At 67.9% G+C, this 23,020-nt stretch carries 21 protein-coding genes; 12 read left to right on the top strand and 9 right to left on the bottom strand.

What is annotated here, in order from left to right; translation table 11 throughout:
* Positions 1–16: 16 nt before the first annotated feature.
* From KJ554_07515 to KJ554_07500, 4 genes are all read right to left on the bottom strand, one after another.
* Positions 17–1,840, bottom strand: a complete 1,824-nt coding sequence (locus KJ554_07515) for a TIR domain-containing protein (GenBank protein MBU0742176.1) — start codon at positions 1,838–1,840, stop codon at positions 17–19.
* A gap of 156 nt (positions 1,841–1,996) precedes the next feature.
* Positions 1,997–4,672 carry a lamin tail domain-containing protein gene (locus KJ554_07510; GenBank protein ID MBU0742175.1) on the bottom strand — a complete coding sequence of 892 codons (2,676 nt, stop codon included), beginning with the start codon at positions 4,670–4,672 and terminating at the stop codon, positions 1,997–1,999.
* Between the two features lie 177 nt (positions 4,673–4,849).
* On the bottom strand, positions 4,850–5,284 hold the full coding sequence (locus KJ554_07505) for a hypothetical protein (GenBank protein ID MBU0742174.1): 435 nt from the start codon (positions 5,282–5,284) through the stop codon (positions 4,850–4,852).
* A 365-nt stretch (positions 5,285–5,649) separates the two neighbouring features.
* The gene (locus KJ554_07500) at positions 5,650–5,817 is read right to left on the bottom strand and encodes a hypothetical protein (GenBank protein MBU0742173.1); all 168 of its coding nucleotides are present in this window, start codon (positions 5,815–5,817) and stop codon (positions 5,650–5,652) included.
* 220 nt (positions 5,818–6,037) lie between these two features.
* Here KJ554_07500 and KJ554_07495 point away from each other — a divergent pair, with 220 nt between their 5' ends.
* Both KJ554_07495 and KJ554_07490 read left to right on the top strand, forming a co-directional pair.
* On the top strand, positions 6,038–7,255 hold the full coding sequence (locus KJ554_07495; GenBank protein ID MBU0742172.1) for a serpin family protein: 1,218 nt from the start codon (positions 6,038–6,040) through the stop codon (positions 7,253–7,255).
* A 118-nt stretch (positions 7,256–7,373) separates the two neighbouring features.
* Positions 7,374–8,018, top strand: a complete 645-nt coding sequence (locus KJ554_07490; GenBank protein ID MBU0742171.1) for an outer membrane beta-barrel protein — start codon at positions 7,374–7,376, stop codon at positions 8,016–8,018.
* Positions 8,019–8,141: 123 nt separating this feature from the next.
* Here KJ554_07490 and KJ554_07485 read toward each other — a convergent pair whose 3' ends face one another.
* On the bottom strand, positions 8,142–8,504 hold the full coding sequence (locus tag KJ554_07485; protein ID MBU0742170.1) for a fibronectin type III domain-containing protein: 363 nt from the start codon (positions 8,502–8,504) through the stop codon (positions 8,142–8,144).
* A 437-nt stretch (positions 8,505–8,941) separates the two neighbouring features.
* Between KJ554_07485 and KJ554_07480 the strand changes: the two genes are divergently transcribed.
* From KJ554_07480 to KJ554_07450, 7 genes are all read left to right on the top strand, one after another.
* Positions 8,942–9,487: an HDIG domain-containing protein gene (locus KJ554_07480; protein MBU0742169.1), complete on the top strand. Its 546-nt coding sequence runs from the start codon at positions 8,942–8,944 to the stop codon at positions 9,485–9,487.
* 14 nt (positions 9,488–9,501) lie between these two features.
* A complete protein-coding gene (locus tag KJ554_07475) occupies positions 9,502–10,974 on the top strand; it encodes a sulfatase (protein ID MBU0742168.1) in 1,473 nt (490 codons plus the stop codon).
* A 127-nt stretch (positions 10,975–11,101) separates the two neighbouring features.
* On the top strand, positions 11,102–11,332 hold the full coding sequence (locus KJ554_07470; protein MBU0742167.1) for a ferredoxin: 231 nt from the start codon (positions 11,102–11,104) through the stop codon (positions 11,330–11,332).
* A 161-nt stretch (positions 11,333–11,493) separates the two neighbouring features.
* The gene (locus KJ554_07465) at positions 11,494–12,504 is read left to right on the top strand and encodes a trypsin-like peptidase domain-containing protein (GenBank protein MBU0742166.1); all 1,011 of its coding nucleotides are present in this window, start codon (positions 11,494–11,496) and stop codon (positions 12,502–12,504) included.
* Between the two features lie 45 nt (positions 12,505–12,549).
* A complete protein-coding gene (locus tag KJ554_07460; GenBank protein MBU0742165.1) occupies positions 12,550–12,957 on the top strand; it encodes a PDZ domain-containing protein in 408 nt (135 codons plus the stop codon).
* 94 nt (positions 12,958–13,051) lie between these two features.
* Positions 13,052–14,152, top strand: coding sequence for a glycosyltransferase (locus tag KJ554_07455; GenBank protein ID MBU0742164.1), 1,101 nt, complete (start codon positions 13,052–13,054; stop codon positions 14,150–14,152).
* A 102-nt stretch (positions 14,153–14,254) separates the two neighbouring features.
* A complete protein-coding gene (locus KJ554_07450) occupies positions 14,255–14,617 on the top strand; it encodes an STAS domain-containing protein (protein ID MBU0742163.1) in 363 nt (120 codons plus the stop codon).
* A gap of 117 nt (positions 14,618–14,734) precedes the next feature.
* On the opposite strand, the gene KJ554_07445 is transcribed toward KJ554_07450, so the two are convergent.
* Both KJ554_07445 and KJ554_07440 read right to left on the bottom strand, forming a co-directional pair.
* Complete coding sequence (locus KJ554_07445) at positions 14,735–17,131, bottom strand: PAS domain S-box protein (protein MBU0742162.1); 2,397 nt, start codon at positions 17,129–17,131, stop codon at positions 14,735–14,737.
* Between the two features lie 20 nt (positions 17,132–17,151).
* Positions 17,152–17,502, bottom strand: coding sequence for a DUF2007 domain-containing protein (locus KJ554_07440; protein MBU0742161.1), 351 nt, complete (start codon positions 17,500–17,502; stop codon positions 17,152–17,154).
* Between the two features lie 373 nt (positions 17,503–17,875).
* Here KJ554_07440 and KJ554_07435 point away from each other — a divergent pair, with 373 nt between their 5' ends.
* Complete coding sequence (locus tag KJ554_07435; protein MBU0742160.1) at positions 17,876–19,642, top strand: C10 family peptidase; 1,767 nt, start codon at positions 17,876–17,878, stop codon at positions 19,640–19,642.
* A 6-nt stretch (positions 19,643–19,648) separates the two neighbouring features.
* On the opposite strand, the gene KJ554_07430 is transcribed toward KJ554_07435, so the two are convergent.
* Together KJ554_07430 and KJ554_07425 are read right to left on the bottom strand one after the other, a co-directional pair.
* Positions 19,649–20,338 carry a response regulator transcription factor gene (locus KJ554_07430; GenBank protein MBU0742159.1) on the bottom strand — a complete coding sequence of 230 codons (690 nt, stop codon included), beginning with the start codon at positions 20,336–20,338 and terminating at the stop codon, positions 19,649–19,651.
* Entirely contained in the window at positions 20,335–21,435 is a 1,101-nt protein-coding gene (locus tag KJ554_07425; GenBank protein MBU0742158.1) for a HAMP domain-containing histidine kinase, read from the bottom strand. The genes KJ554_07430 and KJ554_07425 overlap by 4 nt, the downstream gene beginning before the upstream one ends.
* A gap of 260 nt (positions 21,436–21,695) precedes the next feature.
* On the opposite strand from KJ554_07425, the gene KJ554_07420 reads away from it, so the two are divergent.
* Both KJ554_07420 and KJ554_07415 read left to right on the top strand, forming a co-directional pair.
* Positions 21,696–21,884 (top strand): hypothetical protein, encoded by a 189-nt coding sequence (locus KJ554_07420; protein ID MBU0742157.1) that lies wholly within the window; start codon positions 21,696–21,698, stop codon positions 21,882–21,884.
* Complete coding sequence (locus tag KJ554_07415) at positions 21,884–23,020, top strand: hypothetical protein (GenBank protein ID MBU0742156.1); 1,137 nt, start codon at positions 21,884–21,886, stop codon at positions 23,018–23,020. The genes KJ554_07420 and KJ554_07415 overlap by 1 nt, the downstream gene beginning before the upstream one ends.

The following is a 23,020-nucleotide window of genomic DNA, read 5'->3' as shown; positions in this document are numbered from 1 at the left end:
TTTTTGGCGCCCGACTTCAGGCGTCGATGAAGTAGATCAGCCGGTCGTTGAAATGAATGTCGCTCAGTTCGGGCGGCGGTTCCGGCACGGGCGGTCCTTCGAGGATCACCGGCAGGATGTCCGGCGGGTTTTCCTCCACGTCTTTCTTGAGGTCGAGGGCGTAGAGCACCTCACGCCTCACCCACTCCGACGCCTTAGCGGCCGAGGACCAGAAGAGCAGGAAGAGATCCGACTCGTCGATGTGTCTGTAGAGCTCCCGTTCCCAGCGTACGCCGGGATCGAGCGAGAGCACGTCCTGGAAGTACTCGATTTTCATGCTCGCCAGCATCTGCACGCGCTTGAGCACTTCGTTGCGATCGGGCGTGGCGTAGGAGATGAACGCACGCTCGTAGCGCGTGAGCCGTTGCGATGTCTTGGATTCGAGGCGTTGCTCTTCTGCGCTCAGCTCACGACTCGAGACTCCGATCCTGAACAGGACACGCCCGCAGGGAACGCCGTCGCAGGCCATTCGTACCCAGCCCAGCAAGGCGTCGCCGGCGAAGTCGTCCGGCAGATCGAGCTTGAAGGCGACAGGATAGGGTCGGCCCCGCCAGATGAGGGATTGTACCGGCTCGTCCACCTCTGCTCCCGGCGCCGTCAGCTCGAAGGTCAGCCGTTGGCCGCGCCGGACGGGAGCATCGAGCCCGGCGAAGCCCAGCCGCTTCGCCGCCTCGTTCATCTCGCGGGCCATCTCGGCCACGTGTACCGTCTGCCCGGACTTGTGCGCCCAGACCTGGATCGGTGTGCTGTCGCCCCGGCGCATGAAGGGATAGGCGTAGACGGTACAGTCGACATCTTCGTCGGATACACCATGGGTGTCATCATCGGGCGCGGATGCCATCTCCCCGGTCTTAGGGGACGCAGGGTCGATCGGGGCCACGGTGTACTCGAACTCGAGACGGGACGGGGTGATGACCCGAGAGAGAGGCCGGCTTGAGCCGGTGAGAGCATTCGTGTCGCCGCGCCCGATGATGCCCGGATCGAACGCGGTGGCCATCGCTTCGTCTGCCGGGATGTCGCTCATCGACGATGTTGCCGAGGCCGGTCCGCGCAGCAGCGACACCTTCAGTCCCGGGTCCGCACGGGAGTTGGTCGTGCTGGCGATCAGGACCGTGGTTTGGTCCCCGGTCTTCTCCCGGACGATCGCTTCGATCCGTTGAACATCCTGAAGTCTCAGGTCGGCGGCTTCGATCGAAACCAGAACCGTTCCGCTCTCGTTCCAGGCCACGCCTTTAGTCTCTGCGAAGAGGCCGCGGGCGGCTTCTTCGGCACGGTCCGGTCCGGTGCTCACGGCCGCATGAAGGTTCCAGATCCCCTTGTGTCCCATCGCAGCCAGGACGTCCTCCGCATCGGCGTTTATCGTATCCGGCGACATGATCGCCAGGAGTGCGGCGACGGCGTCGGTCGGATCGCCGCCCTCGGCCAGTCGCATGAATGCACTCGACTTGTTGCGCAACGTGTCGCAGGCCGCAGCGACCGGCGCGGTGGTTTCGGGCGCTTCCTTTGCCACGAAGAGCGCTTCTATCTTCCGGGCGCCGGCCAGGTACGCCAGCTTACAGGCGATGCCTCTGCCGACACTTTCCCCGAGATCCAGGACGGCGATCAGAACCGTGCGTCCATCAAGCCGTAAGCGGAGCTGGCTCTCTTCGTGACCGGACAGTGGATGGGATGAGCCGGCGGAGTCCGAGCCGACGTGCAGGAGGATGTCCTCGTCGTGCCCCGCGGCGCGCAGCTCTTGGAGCACACGCTTCCCGCAGGCGCCGATACCCACGATCAACGGTCTCTTCGGATCCCCTGTCATCACGCCCTCTTTCTGTGGAGACGTGGGGCCCGGAGCGGATTCTGAGATTAGCACCTCGGGAAACTCGGGTACACATTCCTCTGGACGGCAGGAACCCCGCCGGAATGAAACGGGCGGGGTTCTCACCCCGCCCGTCCTCTCGCTACCTGGGGTCCCCTACTTCAGCAGCGTCATCTTCATGGCCCGACTGTAGCCGGAGCCGGTGGTCAGACGGTAGAAGTAGGTGCCGCTGTTCACGGGGCGACCGCTCTCGTCGCGGCCGTCCCAGCTGTACACGTTGGCGTAGTCGCCGGCGCCGAGGTCGGTGTCGACGATGGAGCGGATCTGGCGTCCGCGAATGTCGAAGACTCGCAGGCTGACGTGGTCGGCCCGGTCCAGCATGAAGCTGAAGCTGGTCTTCGGGTTGAAGGGGTTGGGGTAGTTGCGTCCGAGGAGCGTGGCCAGGGACGGCGAGTCGTCGACGGCGGTCGAAACGTCGTTGGGCGCGCCGGGCGTGCCGAAATCACCCGATCCGAAGATCGGGCCGCCGATGCCCCAGTTCACGCCCAGCGAGTTGTCGCCGGTCTCGTTCCACTGCATCGACAGGCCATTCGGGTCGGGGAAGGTCACGCCGTTGTCCCAGGCCACGACGTCGATCGTGTTCAGGTCGGTGTCGAGCAGGAAGAGCTCGTCGGCCCCGTTGCCCAGTGCGATGCCGGTGTACTGGTAGAAGGGGGTGACGCCCTCGGCCGTCATGGTGTCGGCGTTGACGCAGAAGACCTTGTACTCGCCGGGGTTGATGACCAGCGGGCCGCCGTTGTCGATCAGGTGGTTGTCGTAGTCCAGGTCCTGGATGGTCCAGCCGTTCATGTCCACGGCGCTGCCGCCGAAGTTGTGGACCTCGAACCATTCGCCGACCGCGTCGGACGTGTGCAGCGGGTTCTGCATGATCTCGGTGATCACGATCTCGGCCAGCACGGGCTCGATGATGTCCGCGGTGGTGTTCGCGGCGATCGGGTTGCCGGCCAGGTCTTCCACGTTGTTGATGCGCACGGTGTGCGCCGTGCCGCTGGCGCTGGACGCCAGGGTCAGCACGACGACGGTGGGGTCGAGCTGCACGACGGCGCCGGTCACCGCGATGGTGTTGCCGGGTGTCGCGGTCTCGTAGACCTCGTAGTTGCCGGGGGTGTTGCCGGTGATGTCGTCTATGGCCTCGTTGAACTGCAGGGTGACCTCGGTGGGCGCGGCCAGCGTGGCGCTGACCAGTTCCGGCGGGAACGTGTCCGGCGCCTGGCCGTTGTTCACGATGTCCGTGGGCAGGCCGACGATGATCTGGCCCTGCGCGGAGTAGGTGCCGCCCGCGCCGGCGGCGACCAGTTCGTCGCCCACCAGCCAGGTGTCCATGCCGGCGGCGATGTCCTCGTCGATGCGGATCACGACGTCGCCCGAGCCGTCGGTGACGGTGAAGTTGTAGGCGGGGTTGCCGCCGCCGGTTGTGGCGATGGCGGTGATGTTGCCGGTGGTGCCGGTGTAGGTGCCCTCGTTGATGGGCAATGCGGCGGCGGCGGTGGTCTTCACCGTGGGAGTGAGGACCGGGTTGCCGGTGCTGACCAGTTCGACCTCGTAGTTCACCAGCTCGAGCGTGGTGTAGTAGTAGTCCACGCGGCCGCTCACCTTCACGATGTTGGACGTGTCGTTGAGCAGGTCCATGCCGGTGCTGTAGTAGGTCCCGAAGATGTTGAGGCCGCGTCCCGAGGCGTCCTGGACATAGGCGCTCACCGACGTGCCGTCGGCCTGGTAGTTGCCGGGAATGTAGACCTGGCCCTGGACCATGATGGTCGTGCCGTCGTAGCCGGCCGAGTCGGCGTGCACGAAGGCGATGGGCGTGACGAGTTCGGGGGCGACGGTGTAGCTGTAGAAGCTGACCGGTGCGTCCGCGGGATTGGTGGCGGTCTGCATGTCGTTGTCCGTGGCCTCGACGTAGTAGTCGACCACGGTGCCGTCGGCGTTGGACGGGAGCGCGCCAGTGTAGGTGTCGCCGCTGTCCAGGGTCATGGGCGTGGTGGTGAAGCCGCCGCCGTTGAGCTGGTAGTACAGGGTGACCGAGCTGATCGTGCCGTCGCTGTCGGTGGCGTCGGCGTAGACCGTCACGGCCTCGCCGGGGATGGGCAGCAGCGAGCGGTGGTAGACGTTGGTCACCTGGGGCGGCTGGGGCAGGATGCCGCCGTTGGTGACGCCGGGCGTCGGCGCCTGTACGACGTATGAGGTGGTGACCAGGGCGCCGCCGCCGCCGTCGGGGATGCGCTGCATGGAGTCGGTGGTGCCTGTGCCGTTCTCAAATTCGTTGATCTGGGGCTGGCCCGGCGTCAGCACGCCCAGCAGTCCCGTGTCGTCGGCGTCGTCCGTGTCGTAGACGAGGGCGTCGATCAGGTTGGTCGCCGTCACGGCCGTGCCGGTGGGAAAGTCGGTGCCGTTGCCGGTGTAGAGGGCCACCGCGTCGGCGCCGTTCTGCACGCCGTTGGAGGCGAAGATGATCGAAGGCGTGGGAACGACATCGGTGTTGCCGAGCAGGAAGAAGCCGTTGGCGTCGAGGGTGAAGCCGTCGAGGTCGTAGGCGCCGTAGGAGACGTCGCCGTTGCCGTTGTACATGACCACGACCAGGCCGTCCAAAGCTTCGTTCGGCGTACCGTACAGCTCGATGAACTCCAGCATGTCGGTCCCGGGCGTGTCGGCGTCGACCTCGTTGATGAGGACGGCGGCCTGGGCTGAAACGGCCCCGATCGCGGCGACCAGCAGGATCAGGATGGGGATCCAGCCGAGACGGCCGCTTTCGCGGTGAGAGGTGTTGCGCATTTCGATCATCTCCCGTGTTTTTCATACGCGTTCGACGCCCGGCGCCCGGCGGGCGTCGGGGGTCAGGGGTAATTAAGTATGATAGCACATTGCAGATTCAAGCGTGTGAAAATCTGATGATAGGGCGATCCTTGTGCGAAACTGCGGATACCCTGGTTCTTTGAGCTCGTGCCACTGTCATCTGACCCGCACCATCCGTCGCGACTCGCGCCTGTCCGCTGCGCACAGGCATGCAAAGTAAACGCCCGCAGGCGCTTCGTGTCCCCTGGCATCGCGGCCGTTCCAGGTGACCTCGTGGCGGCCCGCCACCCTGAGGCCGCTGGTCAGCACTACCAACAGACGTCCGCCGATATCGTACACCGCGAGCTTGACCGGCCCGGCGATGCGCACCTCGAAGCCGAGCAACGTGCTCGCGCCGAAGGGGTTGGGACGGCACGGCTCCAGGAGGGGGTCGTCGACGGGCGGCGCGGCGGCGCCGTCGCCATCGCTTTCGTCCGGCGCCGCCTCGTCCGTCGGCACGATCAGGAAATCCCTGGCGACGGGACGCTCCTTGGCGCAGCCGATCAGCAGGCCGCCCGAGAGGACGAGCACGATGCGCGGATAGAACAGCATGATGGCGCCTCCAGGATAAAGGGGTCCGTCGCGACGTCTCCGCGATGCGAAGCGTCGCCACATTCCTCCGGCATCATGCGAGTGCGTGTGGGGCCGGGCGCCAGGCCCGATAGAGGTGGGGTATTGGCCCGCGGCGAGGGGGAGTCGCCGCGGGAGCTTCGTATGCCTGAGACTAGGGAGAAGCGGGGGGTCGGTCAAGCGGGTCGTGCGGCAGCGTGGCGCGTTTCGCCCCGCGGCCGGGCCCCGGTGCGGGCGGCGGTCGTCGAAGGACAGCGCGCGGCCCGCCATGGTCACCGTGGACGAGTCGGCGTAGAGCGCGCTGCCGCCCATCTGGTTCGAGGTGTACCCGTTGATCAGGCAGTCGGTCACGACCGCGTCGGCGTGGCTGACGATGATCCCGGCGCCGTTGCCGCCGACGCGTCGATCCTCGCCCGGATCGTCGGGTAGACGGAGGGGACGTCGAACGTGGCGGCCGCTGTCGCCGCTGCGATCGCCAGGGGCAGGGTGAAAACGAGGAGCGTCGTGCGCGGCATGGTCGTCCTTCCGGGAACTGGCTGTCGATGAAGACGCCGATTCGATGCGTCGATTAGCGATGATGCGGCATATGATCGCAGTGATAATTCCGCGCCCCGGGACCCGCCCGCGGGCGCGTCCCGTGTTACCATGTCGTGGGAACCGACGGCGCCCCGATAGCATTCAGAGGGAATTCGCGCCACCCACACGACGTCATCGTTCCCCTGAAAGGCGGCAAAGATGAAACCCCTCATCGGACTGATCGTCCTGGCGACGCTGGCGGCCGGCTCGATCCTCCTCGCCGGCAGCCGCTCGCCGGAGCCCTTCACGTCCCCCGAAGCGGCCGCGTCCAGCAACGCCTTCGCTTGCGATCTCTACCGCCAATTGCGGGGGACGGACGGCAACCTCTTCTTCTCGCCGTCGAGCATCTCCACCGCCCTGGCCATGACCTACGCCGGCGCCCGCGGCGGCACGGCGCGCGAGATGGCCGCGACGCTGCATCTGCCCGACAGCCAGGGCGCGGTGCACGGCGCTTACGCCCAGCTGCTGGCTGACCTCGCGCCGGGCGCCGAGGCGACGCACACCCTGCGCGTGGCCAACCGCCTCTGGGGGCAGCAGGGATTCGCCCTGTTGCCGGTTTTCCTGGCGACCGCGAGGACTCATTACGACGGCGGCTACGCGCCCCTGGACTTCGCCGGCGACGCGGACGGCTCGCGCGAGATCATCAACGCCTGGGTCGCGGCACGGACCGAGGACAAGATCCTGGACCTGCTGCAGCCCGGCACGGTCGACGCGCAGACGCGACTGGTGCTCACCAACGCCGTCTACTTCTACGGCCTCTGGCTGCACGCCTTCGATCCCCGGGCCACCGCCGACGCGCCGTTCCGCACGGCGTCCGGTCGGGACGTCGACGCGCCCTTCATGCGCCAGGTGGAGTATCTCGCTCTCGGCGAGGCGGACGGGCTGCGCATCCTGGAGCTGCCTTACGACGGCGAGGAGCTGTCCTGCTACATCCTGCTGCCGGACGAGCGCGACGGGCTGGCGGAGCTGGAGCGGCGCCTGGACGCGGCGACCCTCGACGGGTGGCTCTCCGCCCCGTCGCGCCGGCGCGTGCGCTGCATCCTGCCGCGCTTCAGGATGACCTCGCGCTTCGAGCTGGGCCGGACCCTCGCCGGCATGGGCATGCCGTCGGCCTTCAGCGGTTCGCGGGCCGACTTCTCGGGCATCACCGGCGACAAGGACCTGGTGATCAGCGAGGTGGTACACAAGGCGTTCGTGGACGTCTTCGAGGAGGGTACCGAAGCCGCGGCGGCCACGGCCGTCACCATGAAGATGACCAGCGTCATCCAGGAGGATCCGCCGGTGGAGTTCCGCGCCGACCACCCGTTCCTCTTCGTGATCCGCCACCAGGGCACCGGGTGCATCCTGTTCATGGGGCGCGTGGCCGATCCCAGCTGACCGCGGCCGGCTTGACCGGAGGGAACCCGGGCGCTAGCATGATGTACGAAAGCGAGTGCCAACCTCCGCGGACGCGGCAGGCTCCTGACCACGCCGCGATGACCTGGAGGAGATGATGATGAGATCGATGATGCGACCGCTGGCCGTCTCGGGGCTGACCCTGTTGTGCGTCGCCTTCGTATTGCCCGCCGACGCCCGCCCCCTGCGGGCTGCCGGTCTGGCCGAGGTGATCCTCGAGGGCAGCGCCGCGCTGCCCTTCGGCGACCTCGGGGCCGAGTGGACCGAACCCGCGGGTTTCGGCGCCGGGCTCGGCTGGGACGTGGGCTTCCGTTTCCGCCAGCGCTGGCCCACCGGCTGGGCGGTCTCGCCGTCGTTCCATTACGTGGAGTTCGGCAACTTCCTGGCCGACGACGCGGTCGAGGGTCTGATGGACGTGGGCGCCAAGATGTACCGCTACGGCATCGACGTGCAGTACTTCTTCCCCTCGCGCCGCAACGCGCCGCAGATCTATCTGACCGGCGGCGCGGCCCTGGTGCGCAACAAGCTGCGGATCGACTACCTGGACGACGACACGTTCTACGACGAGGGAGCGAACTCGGTGGCCGCCGCGGCCGGGCTGGGCGTGCGTATGGGCAGTTTCGAGATCTCGGGGGAATACAACCTCAACCGCGTCCGCACGTCCAGCTTCATCCTGGGAATCGACGATCACAGCTGGGACTATGCGGTCCTGAGGGTCGGCATCGCGCTGCCCAGTTCCTATTGATCGGCGCAAACGCGCGTCGATCGGGTCGATACATCGGTATGAGGACGAAGACGGCACCGCCTCGGCGGTGCCTTCTTCTCGCGTGTCCCGCTGCTGCAGCGGGCCCGCTCGGTTCCGTTCCGGCTAGAAGACCGCGATCGGCTGTCCCGGCTGTCCCGGCGCGCCCAGGGTGGGCGTGTAGGGCTCCGAGGCGATGGACCATGGTCCCTGGCGGCCTTCGGCGTCCACGCCGGCGACGCGAACGCGGTGTTCGACGTCGTAGACTGCGGTGAGTGCGTAGGAATTGGTCATCTGGGTGTCCTGGACCGTCACCCAGGCGCCACCGTCCTCTGAATGCTGGACGACGTAATGGTCGACCGGCGAGCCTGTGGTCGGAGCTGTCCAGGTATAGTTCAAGACCTCCTGGGCCTGCGCCGTCACGCTGACGGCCAGGATCACGACTGCGGACAGGATCACGAGTACGGGGATGCGTTTCCTGTGCTTCATCTTACGCTCCGTCTTCATTTGTCTGGCTGGCCCCCGGGGGCCGTGGTTGTCGGCTGTTTCCAGGTGTCGTCGCGGTTCCGTTCGAGCCGTCGCGGCGGCAGTTGCAAGGTCGATGCCAAACCCCTCCTTTGCGACCATGGGCGTCCGGCTGGCCGACCGTTGCGAGGCAGCGGCTCCGTTCGCTACCTGTCGTTCCCGTTCGTTGCATGTGGTGGATGCCCTGGGCCCGTCGCGAGGAAGACCATTGGCGTCCGGGCTTTCGGCACTATCCCACCTTCCGCATTGCGAAAGGAAACTACGGATCCATATTTGTATCTCACATTGCGATCCCCGGCGCGGCCGGCCCGGGCGCGGACATGCGTACCGGCTGGACTCGGCGGCCCCGGATCGGTTTAAATGTCGGGTATTCGGGGTCGAACTGCAAAGGGAGATATGGCATGAATCCGGAAGTCGTTGAGCTGTGGCCAGAACTGGACTGGATCGAGGACGCCGATCTGCGCGCGAAGACCGCCCGGACCTGGGAAAAAGCCCTCGCGGAGAGCGATCTGGACGCCGCCGATCTGCAGAGGATCCCCTTCACGCTGCTGGTCCCGGACCTGAAAGTGAGTTTCATGGCGCACAAGCGCTGCGTGGTACACGTGGCCAGGGAATCCGCGCTGAAGATGAACGCGTTCTTCGGTGACGACCTGCACTGCGACCTGGATACCGTGATCGCCGGCGCCATCCTCGCGGACGTGGGCAAGCTGCTCGAGTACAGGAAGAATCCCGACGGCACGAGCGGGAAGAGCGATTGCGGCAAATACCTGCGTCATCCGTTCAGCGGCGTTGCCCTGGCGCGCGCCTGCGGCGTGCCCGACCGGGTCTGTCACATCATCGCCGCGCACGCGGGCGAGGGGGACATGGTCACGCGCACGCCGGAGGCCTACGTCGTGCATCACGCCGATTTCATGACGTTCCTGCCCTTCAAGCACAGGTTCGCGTAGGAAGGCGGAGCCCGATGGCGGGGAGACGACGTTTCTGGTGCGGCAGCCTGCTGGCGTCGTCGTGTCTCCTGCTGGCGCTGTCGTGCGCCGGTTGTGCGCGCGAGGAGCGCCGCCCCAACATCGTCGTGCTGGTGCTGGACACGTTGCGGCGCGACGCGGCCGGCTCGCCCACCGACGCCACGCCCGCCCCCCTGCGGGTCGCGGATCTCACGCCGCGGCTGGCCGGTCTGTCGCGCGACGGTGTGACCTTCACGGGAGCCTATGCCGCCGCGCCGTGGACGGTGCCCTCGCACGCCTCGATGTTCACGGGCAAGCTGCCCGGCGATCACCTCTGCACCACCCTGCATCCGCGCCTGGACGCGGGCCTGGCCACCTTCGCCGGGATCCTCCGGGACGACGGCTACCAGACGGCGGCGTTCTACAGCAATCCCTGGCTCGCGGACAGGACGACCGGTCTGCTGCGCGGCTTCTCGCTGCGGCGGGAAGCCGCGATCGGCGGCATGTTCGAGCTGCGCAGCCGCAGCGGCGACCAGGGCGGCGGCGAGACCGTGCGGAACATCGCCGGCTGGCTGGAGGAGCGCGACGGCGGCAAGCCCTTCCTGCTCTTCGCCAACTTCATGGAGCCGCACCTGGCCTACGACCCGCCCCGGGCCTACCGTACGCGGGCGCTGCTGGACCTGCCCCCGACCGACGCCGTCTCGATCATGTGGGCCCACCAGTTCAACGCGGGTCTGCACCCACCCGCCGGCGTGGACTGGAACCGCGTCTGCCGGCTCTACGCCGGGGACGTCTGGTCGGCGGACAGGCTCATGGGAGAGGTCCTGGACCGGCTCGCGGCCCACGGCCTGGACGACGACACCATCGTCATCGTCACCTCGGATCACGGCGAGAATCTCGGCGATCACGGCCTGATGGACCACCAGTACTCGGTCCACGAGACCCTGCTTGCCGTCCCCCTCGTCGTGTACGTTCCCGACGCCTGGCGGGGGCGGTTCGATCCGGGCGCGGCGCCCGGGGGGGAGCGGTCCGATCCCGTCCTCTTGACCGACCTGTACGCCACGGTGCTCGATCTGGCCGGGATGGCGCCGGTGGCCGGCTCGCGCTTCAGCCGTTCCTGGTTCGCACCGCCGTCGGCGTCCGACAGGCCGCTGGTCTCGGAATACGCCGGACCGTCGCCCGGGCTGCTGGGCATGCTGGCGGGGCTCAATCCCGGGGCCGACCTCTCGCGCCTGGACCGCGCCCAGGCAACGGTCCGGGTGGGAGATCTGCGTCTGACCATCGACGGCCGCGGCGTCGCCGCGCTGCACGACATCCCGCGCGATCCCGCCCAGACGCGAGATCTGTCCGCGGCGCGCCCCGGTGTCGTGGAAGCCCTGGTCGCGATCATCCGCGCGTCCGTGGTGCCGGCCGCGGCGGACGAAGCCGAGCCGGTCGAGATCGACGAGGCGACCCGGCGCCAGCTCGAATCCCTGGGCTACATCCACTGAACGGGGATCGGCGCCTCACATTGGACTTGACAGTTCCGCAAACTGATATAAGTAACTGTGTGTTGGGCCGCGGCGCGCCGGACGCCGTGCAGGCACCCGAGCTGATTCTGCCCCAGGAGGAGACGGCATGGCCGATTCAACCGACAAGGTCGCGGATAACGTCGATGGCCCGTGGTTCGTCGATTCGAACTGCATAGACTGCGATCTCTGTCGCCAGACCGCACCCGACAACTTCGAGCGCAACGAGGACGACGGCTACAGCTACGTCTACAAGCAGCCCGAGAACGCCGAGGAAGAGGAGCTCTGCCAGGAAGCCCTGGAGGAGTGCCCGGTCGAGGCCATCGGCGACGACGGTTAGCCCGGCCGGCATCATCGCTTTTTCACGGGGTCCCGCTCGCTCGAGCGGGGCCCCGTGCTTATCATGGTCGGGGCGCCCGGAGCCGGGAACCAATCGTCGGGGCCCGCGTTGAACCGCCCGCACACAAACCCCTGATCACGATACACGAGAGGTGTTTCGACATGAAGAACAGGATGAAGATCAGCCGTTGGATATGGCCCTTCGGCGCCCTCTTGCTGGTCGCCGGCTTCCTGCTGGGACTCGCGGCCACGGGCGGCGACGAGTCGTCGGTGCCCGCCCTGGCCGTGACGTCCGCCCACGCCGCCCCCGGCGGCGAGCCGCGCAGCTACGCCGACGTGGCCGAGGCGGCCATGTCGGGCGTGGTCAACATCTCCACGGACAAGGTCGTGGAGATGCCCAACTGGCATCCGATGCTCGAAGATCCCCTCTTCCGCCGCTTTTTCGGCGAACCGGAGGATCAGAACCGCGAACGCGTGGAGCGGTCCCTCGGATCCGGGGTCATCGTCAGCAAGGACGGCTACATCCTCACCAGCAACCACGTCATCGAGAGGGCCAGCAAGATCCGCGTCCTGCTCAACGGCAGCAAGGAATACGAGGCGGAGATCGTCGGCCAGGACGAGCAGACCGACGTGGCGCTGATCAAGGTGAAGGCCGACGAGCCCCTGCCCGTGTTGCGGCTCGGCGATTCGCGGGCACTGCGCATCGGCGACCAGGTGATGGCCATCGGCAATCCCTTCGGCGTCGGCCAGACGGTCACCCTCGGCATCGTCAGCGCGCTGGGCCGCAGCATCGGGCTGATGCAGTACGAGGATTTCATCCAGACCGACGCGGCCATCAATCCCGGCAACTCCGGCGGCGCTCTGGTCAACATGGCCGGCGAGCTCGTGGGCATCAACACGGCCATCCTCAGCCGCAGCGGCGGGTCGCAGGGGGTGGGCTTCGCCATCCCCAGCAGCATGGCCGAACGGATCATGGGCATGCTGATCGCGGACGGACGGGTCAAGCGCGCCTGGCTGGGCGTGGTCACCGGCGCGGTGGACCAGACCATGGCCGACGCGCTGGGCATGGATCGTCCCCGCGGCGTGCTGATGTCCGAGATCAACCCGGGCACGCCCGCCGAGAAGGCCGGCATCAAGGAGGGCGACGTGATCCTCGCGGTGGACGGCAAGTAGGTCAACTCCATCAGCCGCCTGCGCAACACCATCAGCCTGGCCGGCGTGGGCGCCAAGGTCGATCTGCGGGTCCTGCGCGACGGCAAGGAGCGGCGCATCGAGGTGGAGCTGGGCGAGATGCCGGAGAACCTGACCATCGCGCGCGGCACCGAGGAGAGCGAGGCGTTCGACAACGGGCTCGAGGGGGTCACCGTCCGCGAGCTGTCGGGCCGCATGCGCCAGCAGCTCGCCGTGGGCGACGGACTCGAGGGCGTGGTCGTTACCGAAGTCGAACGCACGAGCAACGCCTGGCACCGAGGGCTGCGCGAGGGCGACGTGATCGTGGAGATCGCGCGCGAGCGCGTCAGCAGCCTGGACGACTACCGGCGTCTGATCGAGAAGGACAAGGATCGTCCGGTGCTGTTGAAGATACAGCGCGGAGATCAGACGCCGTTGATCGCCATACCGAGGTAAGTGGCGCCAGAATGTCAGTGATATGGGCGGAGTCCTCTTCCGGGGCTCCGCCTTCTTGTTGACGACCCGCCGCCGATCGGGCTCAATAGCCCTCATGGAAAAGCTGTCGATCGCGTTCGTCACTTCCTTGCCCACCTGGGGCGGCGGCGAGAAGTGGTTCCTGGAGGCGGCCCGCGCCATGGCGGCGCGCGGCCACCGCGTGCTGGTGGTCGGACAGCCCGGCGGCGAGATCGTGCGGCGCGCCTGGGAGGCGGGCCTCGACGCGCGCGGCGTGACCATGGCCGGCATCCTGGATCCGCGCACCCTCTGGTCGCTCGGACGCCTGTTGCGCCGCGAGAGGATCCGCGTGGCGGTGGCCAACCAGGCCCGCGAGATCCGCCTGGTGGGTCTCTCCCAGCTCGGCCGCGGCGGTTTCCGCCTGGTCGTCCGCCGCGGCAGTCCCGATCCCATCAAGGACAACTGGCACTTCCGTCTCGTCTACACGCATCTGGTGGATCGACTGATCGTCAATTGCCTGGCCCTGGTGGAGAAGGTCTGCGCCGGCGCGCCCTGGTTCGATCGCGGGAAGGTGAGCGTCATCCCCAACGGCGTCGATCCCGCCGCCCTGCGCCGCACGGCCGACCCGGAAGGAGCGCGCGCGGGACTGGGCCTGCCCGCCGGCGCACGGGTGGTGTCCATGGTCGGGGAGGTGGGCCCCCGCAAGGATCAGGAGACCTTCCTGCGGGCGATCGCCCTCCGGCGCCGCGGCGGTGCCGTCTTCTTGATCGCCGGCACCGGGCCGCCGGCCGAGGAAGCGCGCTTGCGGGCCCTGACCGCCGCGCTCGGACTCGACGACGGGACGGTGCGCTGGCTCGGCTTCCGCGACGACGTGCCGTCGCTGCTCGCGGTGTCCGATGTCGTGGTGCTGCCCAGCCGCGAGGAGGGTTTTCCCAACGCGCTGCTCGAAGCCATGGCCCTGGGCGTCCCGGCGATCGGCACGCCCGTGGACGGCATCCCCGAGCTGATCGCGGACGGCGTGAACGGCCTGCTGGTGCCGGTGGGCGATCCCGCCGCCCTCGCCGGGGCCATGGCGCGCCTGCTCGACGACGAAGACCTGCGCCGCGGCCTGGGCGCCGCCGCGGCTGAGAGCATCCGCGCGGAATTCGACCTGACGGCGATGATGGACCGGGTCGAGTCGGCGTTGGCGGGTTGTTGATCCGATCGTTCCCGGATGCTACCCTGATCGCCCATGATGTTCCGTCCCTCGCGGCGATCGCGTGGAGGTCCGGAACGCGTTCACCAGCGAGGGAGTCCGGCCATGAACAAGCGGCATGCACTGAGCTACGAACGTATCGAACACGACGCTCCCAGTGTGTTGGTGTTCCGCCTCTCCGGCTATCTCCACGGATCCCCGCTGTGCTTCGAATTTCTGGAAGCCGTCCGCGACGAGGTGCACGCCGGCCACCGCAACGTGGTGGTCGACCTGTCGGACCTCGACAAGATGAACAGCACCGGCGTCGGCGTGATCGCCGCCTGCTACACCTCGCTCCACAACGCCGGCGGCGCCCTCGCCCTGACCGGCGCGTCCGACCGGATCCGGATGATGCTGGAGGTCGTCTGCCTGTGGGACCTGATCGGACATTACGATTCGGTGGACGAGGCGATCGCGGCTTTCGGGTAGATCTCCTTAGTGCAACATGAGTTCCTGCATCGGCAGCGGGAAACCATCATGAGAATCGACGGCAACCAGTCGTGTCCGCATCGTGGTCACGGACACGGTCTCCTGGCCGTTCCCGTCTCAGTCCTTGAGCATCTCGCGGAGTCGTTCCAGCAGCGCTTCGGGCTCGTAGGGCTTCGACAGCAGGTCGTCGCCGTTGCCCGGCTCCAGGTGCGAGTCGACGGTCTGGGGATCGTAGCCGCTGGTGAAGAGCACGGGCAGATCGGGCCGCAGCGCGCGCAGCCTGTCGCGGAGCTCGTGGCCGCTCATCCCCGGCATCACCACGTCGAGCAGCGCCAGGTCGAGCTCGTCGGCGTGTTTCAGCAGGACCTCCAGGCCCTCGGCTCCGTCCGCGACGGCCAGGACCTCGTAGCCGGCACTCTTCAGGATGCGGGTGGTCATGGCGCGCACCATCTCGTTGTCCTCGGCCACCAGGATGGTCCTGTTCTCGCCAGCGAGTCCGGCCGCATCGCCGCCGGGTCTCGCCTCCACGTCGCCCCTCACGCGCGGGATGTAGACGGTGAAGGTCGAACCGGCGCCGGGCTCGCTCTCCACGCGGATCATGCCCTCGTGCTGGTGCACCACGCCGTAGACCGACGCCAGCCCCAGTCCCGTACCGTGTCCCAGCTGCTTGGTGGTGAAGAAGGGATCGAAGATCCTGGTCTGCGTCTCCGGGTCCATGCCCATCCCGTCGTCCGTCACCGACAGCGTGATGTAGCCGCCCGGCTCGGCCCAGGTGTTGATCCGGCAGAATTCCTCGTCGAGATCGGCGTTGGCGGTGCGAATTGTGATGCGTCCCTGGCCCTCGATGGCGTCCCGGGCGTTGATGCACAGGTTGAGCAACACCTGCTCGATCTGGCCCTGGTCCGCGTGGATCACGCCGATCTCGTAGCCGGGCTTGAACTCCAGCGTGATGTCCTCGCCGATGACCCGGTGCAGCAGCTTGAGCATGTCCTCGACGGCGACGTTCACGTCCATGTTCGCCGGACGCAGGACCTGCTGCCGGCTGAAGGCCAGCAGCTGCTTGGTCAGGGAATGGGCCTGCTGGGTGCCTTTCTGGATCTGGAGCAGGTCCGCCCGCACGGGATCGTCGGCGTCCAGCTTGTCCAGGGCGAAGCGCAGGTACCCGATCATGGCCAGCAGGATGTTGTTGAAGTCGTGGGCGATGCCGCCGGCGAGATGGCCGATTGCCTGCATCTTCTGCGAATGGAAGAGCTGTTCCTCCAGATCCTTGCGCTGGGTGATGTCGCGACCCACGCCGACGATCTCGACGACTTCGCCGTTCTCGTCCAGGATGGCGGTGTCCGACCAGGAGAGCCAGCACCAGCCGTTCCTGGTCAGGGCCCTCTGCTCGACGTAGCAGGTGTGCGGAGGGCGGTAGAGGTTCTCCATGGCCTGGGCCGTCGGTTCGCGGTCGTCCTCGTGGACCAGGGGCATGAACTCCTGGCCCAGCAGCTCCTCCTCTGTCTTGTCGAAGGTCCGGCAATACGACGGACTGACGAAGATGAAGCGTCCCCGGGTGTCCACCTTGACCAGCAGATCGGCCTGGTTCTCCACGAGCAGGCGATACTTCTCCTGGCTCTCGCGCAGGGCGTCCTGGCGCCGCAGATAGGCGCGCAGCAGCAGCGCCAGCCAGCCGGCCAGGACGATCCCGGCGACGAACATCACCTCGTCGGCCTCGGTCCTGGACTGCGAAAGATGGCTCGCCGAGGGGGCGATCTCCAGGTGCCAGGGACTGTCTACGACCCTTACGGGAATGCTCGTCCCGAAGGGCACCCCCTCCTGGTGGGTGTCCAGGCCGTGGCAGTAGGCGGCGACTCCGGAGTCCTCGTGCAGGTTGAACACGAAATGCTCCCGCAGGCTGTCCTCCCACAGGCACGTGTCCACGAGGGTATCAACCCTGAAGACGCCGTTTATGAGGCCGAGCAGCGTCCCGTCCGCGGCGCGGATGGGACGATAGGTCGCCAGCCCCTTGCCGCCCTGGAGCAGGTCGACCACGGGAGTGCGGGTGATGGCGCCGGTCGTCAGGGCGCGCTGTATGACGCCCGGGACGCTGGCGTTCGGGTGGTCGTGGAGATCCTTGCCGAGGGCCGGCCGGTTGGTGTCCTCCGGATAGATGATCTCGATGACCCAGTCCGGATTGATGTAGTTGATGGCCTGGAAACCGGGGAACAGGTCGAAGTAGCGGCTGGCGGTTCTGCCGAAATCGACTGCGAGATCCGTCATGGCCGGGTAGTCGATCTCGGCCAGCTGGTCTATGACGTTCACGCGCAGGTCTATCCAGGTCTCCAGCCGCAAGGCGATCTGCCGGGCGGTGACCTCCGTTTCAAGCCGCAGCCTTTCCGCCTCCTCGTGCTCGCCCCCCCTCCAGATGCCCAGGAACAGGAGGGTGCAGGCGGCGAAGAAGATCGACGGCAGGCACACCCGCCGGCGTTTGCCGCCGCCGGTTCTTCTTCTGGTGGAGATGCGGTCGGGCATGGCGTCTCTCTCCGGAGTGCTCAGTCGTCAGGGTCGTCGAGCTGGGCCAGCATGTCGCGGGCCTCGTCGGCGTATTCGTCCGGCACCAGGAAGATCACCGGACCGCTGATGGGATTGACGGGCACCAGGCGCCCGAACCCGAACAGGTCCTGTAGCTGGTCGTTGCGCGCGAGATAGGGGATCTGTGCCTCCTCCAGCAGGGACTTGACCAGGGCGGTGCGGATCGCGTCGCCGGTCTCGAGCACCGACACCAGGTTCAGCTCGCCCGACAGGTCGGGCGGCGGCGCGGGATCGACCTGCAGCGCCACGCCGCAGTCGGCGCATTCGGTCACGCCGTCGACGTACTCCGCTCCGCAGCGGGGACAGTACATGATGGCCTCCAGATCACGGTTTTAGCCACCTGCGAACCGTACACGCATACGGGTCGGCGATCAAGCGCGACCCGGCCGCAGGGGTGCGGTCCTTTGCTCCGTACGCCGCCGGCCGGCCGCGAGGGACGTCCGTTTGCCGCGCTTCCCGGCGGGGAACGCGCGGGGGCCAGATTAAAGTGATGCCGACGCGCCGAATTTCTTGACAAATACGCCACAGGACATGCTATGATCCACAGGACCGTCGGAGTGCCGGAAACCGTCCGCTGCGGCCTGCGTCTTGGCTGACAACGATGCGGAATCCGGGTTCCCGCTACCCTGTGCGGTCGTGACATCGGCGCGATACGGTCATTTTCCGTTCGCGACACAGGTAGACATGATCGCCCGTCTGCTCGCGCGTCTGCTCCTTCTCCCCGCCGCGTTGTCATGCGCGGCCGTTTGTATTGCCCTGCCGGTCGACGAAGACGTCTCCGCTGCGGTGGCCCGCAACTGGGTGCGCTACGTGATCCATCAGCAGGGCGGCTGGGGGATGTCCAAGACGGCGACGGTGCAGACGGAGGATCCCTTCCTGCTCGACGGCGAGACGCTCGCCTATCTGTACAGGATCGTCCCCAGCGGTTACGTGGTGGTGCCGGCCCGCAGGGAGCTGTCCCCGGTGACCGCCTACAGCGAGACGACGCACTTGCCGAGCCGCGAGAACGGCGGCTTCTTCGATCTGCTCCAGGAAACGCTCGGCGACAGGATGACGGGCCTGTCCGGGCCCTCGGCAGACGCGAAGGGCGGGGGCGGCGACCCGGGCGCACATCCGGCCTGGGCCTACCTCTCCCTGCCGCCTGCGGACTTCGAGACCTGGCTCGACGACGAGGACCCCGAGTGGGAGAGCACCGGTCCGATGCTGGAGACGCACTGGGAGCAGGGGTGGCCTTTCAACCTCGCCTGCCCCATGGGCGAAGAGTATCGCACCTTCGTGGGCTGCACCGGCCTGGCCCTGGCCCAGCTGATTCGCTTCCACGAGTGGCCCCGGCGCGGCCAGGGCAGCATCTCGTACTGGTGGGCCGGAGACACCCATTGCGGCGACGTCATGGATGGGCTGACCATCTACGCCAACTTCATGGTGCCGTACAACTGGGCCCTGATGCCGGATACCATGAACTGGGAGACCCCCGCCGCGCAACAGGCGGCCGTCTCCCAGCTGTGCTTCAACGTGGCCGCCGCGATACGGACCGATTTCAGCGTCTGCGGATCTTCCGCCTCCCTGTCGCGCGCCACCTCCGCCCTGATCAACTACTTCGATTTCGAGTACGGCGCCAGGGAGTATCCGCGCTTCCGCTACACCGACGCGGCCTGGTTCGGGCTGATCAAGGGCGAGATCGACGGCGGCCGCCCCATCCTCTACGCCAGCACCATCCACTCCATGGTCTGCGACGGCTGGCGCGAGGCCGTGGACATGCAGCAGATCCACCTGAATTACGGCTGGGGCGGCGACGGCGACAATTGGTACAGCCTGGACGCGATCGAAACCTCGGCCAACCCCGCGGCGGAGCGCATGGTCGCCGGCATCAGGCCCGGCAGCGGCGTGCAGACGCTGGTTCCCGCGCTGTCGGTCGTCCGGGAGGGCAGCACGGCCATCCTGAGCTGGGGCGAGGGCAGCCTGAACCCCGCGGCGGGCTTCCACGTCTGGCGCGGCAGCAACGAGAGCGACCGCGTGCGCTTGACGGTGCTCGCGCTGGCGGGCTTCAGCGAGTACGTCTGGATCGACCAGCACGCGCCCAGCCGGGGGACGTCCTACTGGCTGGAGATGATGATGGGCGGCGTGCCCTCGGTCTGGATCGGCCCCATGTGGCTGCCCCCCTACACCGTCGCCGATGATCCGCTGCAACCGATAGTCGGTCCGAATCCCTTCAATCCCCTGACCGCGGTCCGCTTCGCCCTGCCCCGCGACGCGCAGGTGCGCGCGGTCGTCTACGATCTGGCCGGGCGACGCGTCGAAACCCTGATCGATGCCGCGCTGCCCGCGGGCCCCCAGCGGCTCGTCTGGGACGGCCGCGACTCCTCGGGACGCCACGCCGCCTCGGGCCGCTACCTGCTGCGCCTGGTCGTCGACGGCGAGCCGCGGACCTTCAAGCTCACCCTCACGCGTTGATCCGGCTCAGGTCAACAGACGGTATCCCACTCCGTGCACCGTCTTGATGTGCCGTGGCCTGGCGGGATCCTTTTCGACGATCTTGCGCAGGTTCAGGATGAAGTTGTCCACCGTCCGGGTGGTGGGATAGGCGTCGTAGCCCCAGACCCGGTCGAGGATGGTGCGCCGCGGCACCGCCTCGCCGGCCTTCTCGAAGAGCACGCGCAGGATCATCGCCTCCTTCTCCTTCAGCGTGAACGAACCGCGGGGATTCTCCACCGTCAGGCCGGCCAGATCCACGATGCTGTCGCCGATCGCCAGCGAGCGCGGCGCCGGCGTCTCGCTGCGCCATTCCTCGCGCCGGAAGATGCCCTTGATGCGCGCCAGCAGCTCGCGCAGGTTGAAGGGCTTGCTGATGTAGTCGTCGCCGCCGGTCTCGAGTCCCTGGATGCGGTCGTCGTCGCGCCCGCGCGCGGTCAAAAACAGCACCGGCACGCGGTCGCCCGCCTCGCGGATGCGGCGGCAGAACGCGAAGCCGTCCATGCCGGGCAGCATCACGTCCAGCAGGATCAGGTCGATGCCGCCGCGCCGCCAGTAGCCGAGGCCCTCCTCGGCGGAGTTGGCCAGCACCGGTTCGTAGCCCTCCAGCTCGAGGTTGATCCGCAGACCGTCCGCGAGATGGGCGTCGTCCTCGACGACCAGGATCCGTTTCTTCATGCCTGCTCCTCGGCGTGTGCGGGCAGGACCAGGGTGAAGGTCGCGCCGCGTCCCTCCTCGCTCCGCAGCTCCACCTCGCCGCCGAGGGCCTCCGCGTTGCGCCTGGCCAGGTAGAGACCCAGTCCGGAACCGCGCACCCGCTCGCCGTCGTCGTCGGTGCGCGAACGGTAGAAGCTGTCGAAGATCTTCCGGTGGTCGCGCCGGGGGATGCCGGGGCCGCGGTCGCTCACCGACAGCAGGTGCGCCCCCTCCCGCCGCGCGAGCGCGACCGTGATCTCGGCCGGGGGGCGGCAATGGTGGACCGCGTTCTGCACGAGATTGCGCAGCGCCACGCGCAACGCCTGGCGGTCACCGAGGATCAGGCGCCCCGCCGGCAGTTCGGTCGCGACGACGGCGCCGTTGCCGTCCAGGAAGGCCTGCATCGCGGCGAGCAGGTCGCGCGTCTCGTCGGCCAGGTCGAGCGGTTCGGGGCTCCGGCGCCGGCCGTGCTCGTCGCGGCTGACCGACAGCACCTGCTCCATCATGTCCTCGAGACGCTCGATGTCCTGCAGCAGGGAGGCGTGGATCCGCCGGCGCGCCTCGTCGTCCAGGTCGGGTCTCTCCAGCGTTTCGGTGAAGAGACGGATGCAGGACAGGGGCGTCTTGAGTTCGTGGGTGGCGCCCGCCAGGAACAGCTCCCGCGCCCGCTTGAACTCGCGCTCGCGCCGGAAGGCCAGCGAGAGGATCGTGTTGCCGGCGATCAGCAGCGCCAGGAAAAACACCCCCTCGGTCAGGAACATGCGCTTGCGGCGTCGCGCCTCGTCGCGCACGGCGTCGAGCGCGGCGGCGTCCACGTGCACGTCCCAGCCAGAGGCGGTCCGCTGGAAGTGCAGGTGGGGGTAGTCGGGACCCAGGACGGCCGCTGGATCGTGCGCCGCCTCGGGATCGAGACGCAGCAGGAAGGCGGCGTGCAGGCGGTCGTTGGCGTAGCGCTGCATCTGGTAGCGCTCGAAGTTCTGCCCCTCGCGGTTGATGTAGTACATCCACCAGGCGCCCATCGCCAGGATCAGCGTCACGAGGATGCCGTAGAGAAGTCCCAGCCGGTGATGCCACTTCATGGTCGGTCCGATCCAGGGTTCGATTCGCCGCCGCGCACGGCGTGAATATAGCAACCCGCCGCTCTTACGTCATCCAGGGTTGACGGCGCCCGCGGTGATGCCGCTGGCCGTGGTCGACCGCGCCGCACGGCGCTCGCGGACATTCCGCCGCATGAGCGCCCGAGGATCGGGTTCCCGTGCTGCGCGCCCGCGGGGTCCGCGAGTTGCTGTCCCACAGCGCCGATGGACGGCACGGTTGGCAAAGCACAAGGGAGGTGCGCATGAGAAACCGGAGCGACGTGAACGTGTCGCGGACCCTGGCGAGGCTCGGCATCGAGGAAGTGACCGAGCGCCTGGAGATCAGTCCCCTGCTGGCGGGGGACGAGCCGGCGCCGGAGGATCCCGACGACGGCTGCTGCTGCAGATGCGTCTGCAAGTTGGTGCCGATCGATCTGCCGGGATCGTCCTGATGAAGCGGTGGGGGCGCGGGCGACGGGCGTCCGCGCCCGCGCCCGCCGGGCGGGAGAGCTGGGCCCTGTGGAATCTGCGCGCCCTGGCGCCCGGCGCAACCGCCACGACGCTCGCATCGCTGCGGGCACGCCGCCGCGAGATCGCGGAGCTCCAGCATCGCGTGCTCGCGGGGGGAGAGGGCGACGTGCCGCACCTGCTCGGCGACGCGGAGGCGGTGCTGGCAGCCCATCCCGGACTGCGCGGCGGCCTGGTGGTCACCCTGCACATGGGGCCCTACACACTGACGCCGGCCCTGCTGGTGATGGCGGGCGAGCGTCCGGCGGTCCTGCTCGACGCCGAAGCCCACGCGGCGATCCGGCCCCGGGCCGAGCAGCAGCGCCGGATGCTGGACCTGCCCGGCGAGATCGACTGGATCGTGGTGGACAAGCCGCTGTTCGTCAAAAAAGTGCTGAAGGCGTTGCGGGAGGGTCGTCCGGTCGTGGCGTACCTGGACGGGAACCGGGGCGCGGGGGGCACGGAGGCCACGCGCGACAAGGGCATGCCGTACCGGTTGCCCGGCCGGACGATTCGCCTGCGCACCGGACTGGGCCGCCTGATCGCCCGCACCGGCTGTTCCGTGCACGCCGTCGCCGCGCGCTGGCAGGACGACGGCACCATCGACTGGCACGTGTCGCGGCTGGGTCCCTGGCCGGACCCCGCCATTGCGGGCGAGGTGACCCGCGACCTGTACGACTGGCTCTTCGCGCAGGTCATCCGCACGCCCGAGCAATGGTCCTACTGGGGCATGCTCGCCGCGTCCAGCGACTGCTTCGCCACCGAGAACCTGGCGGTCAGCGATCCCCGCGAGCACGCACGGCGCAACGCGGAATTCCTCGACTGCCTGGTGCGCAGGCCGCAACAATCCCGTCTGTCGCTCTCGGCTCGCGTGGAGGTCTGGGACCCGGACATCCTGGTCGATCTCGACCACGACGCCTTCTACGGCGCCGAGGGCCTCACCGAGGTGGCCCTGGACCTCCTGCGCGGGCTGGAGCCGACACTGGCCGATCTGTGCGACGCCTGCGGGCGCAAGTGGGTGGGGTTTCACGGGCGGCGGTTGTATCTGCTGGGATTGGCGGAGTTGAAGGTGACGGTGTGA

It is taken from the genome of bacterium, from assembly GCA_018814885.1.
In the GTDB taxonomy this organism is placed as follows: Bacteria; Krumholzibacteriota; Krumholzibacteriia; order LZORAL124-64-63; family LZORAL124-64-63; genus JAHIYU01.
The sequence above is the reverse complement of the archived record's forward strand: the minus strand, read 5'-3'. Positions and strand labels throughout refer to the sequence as shown.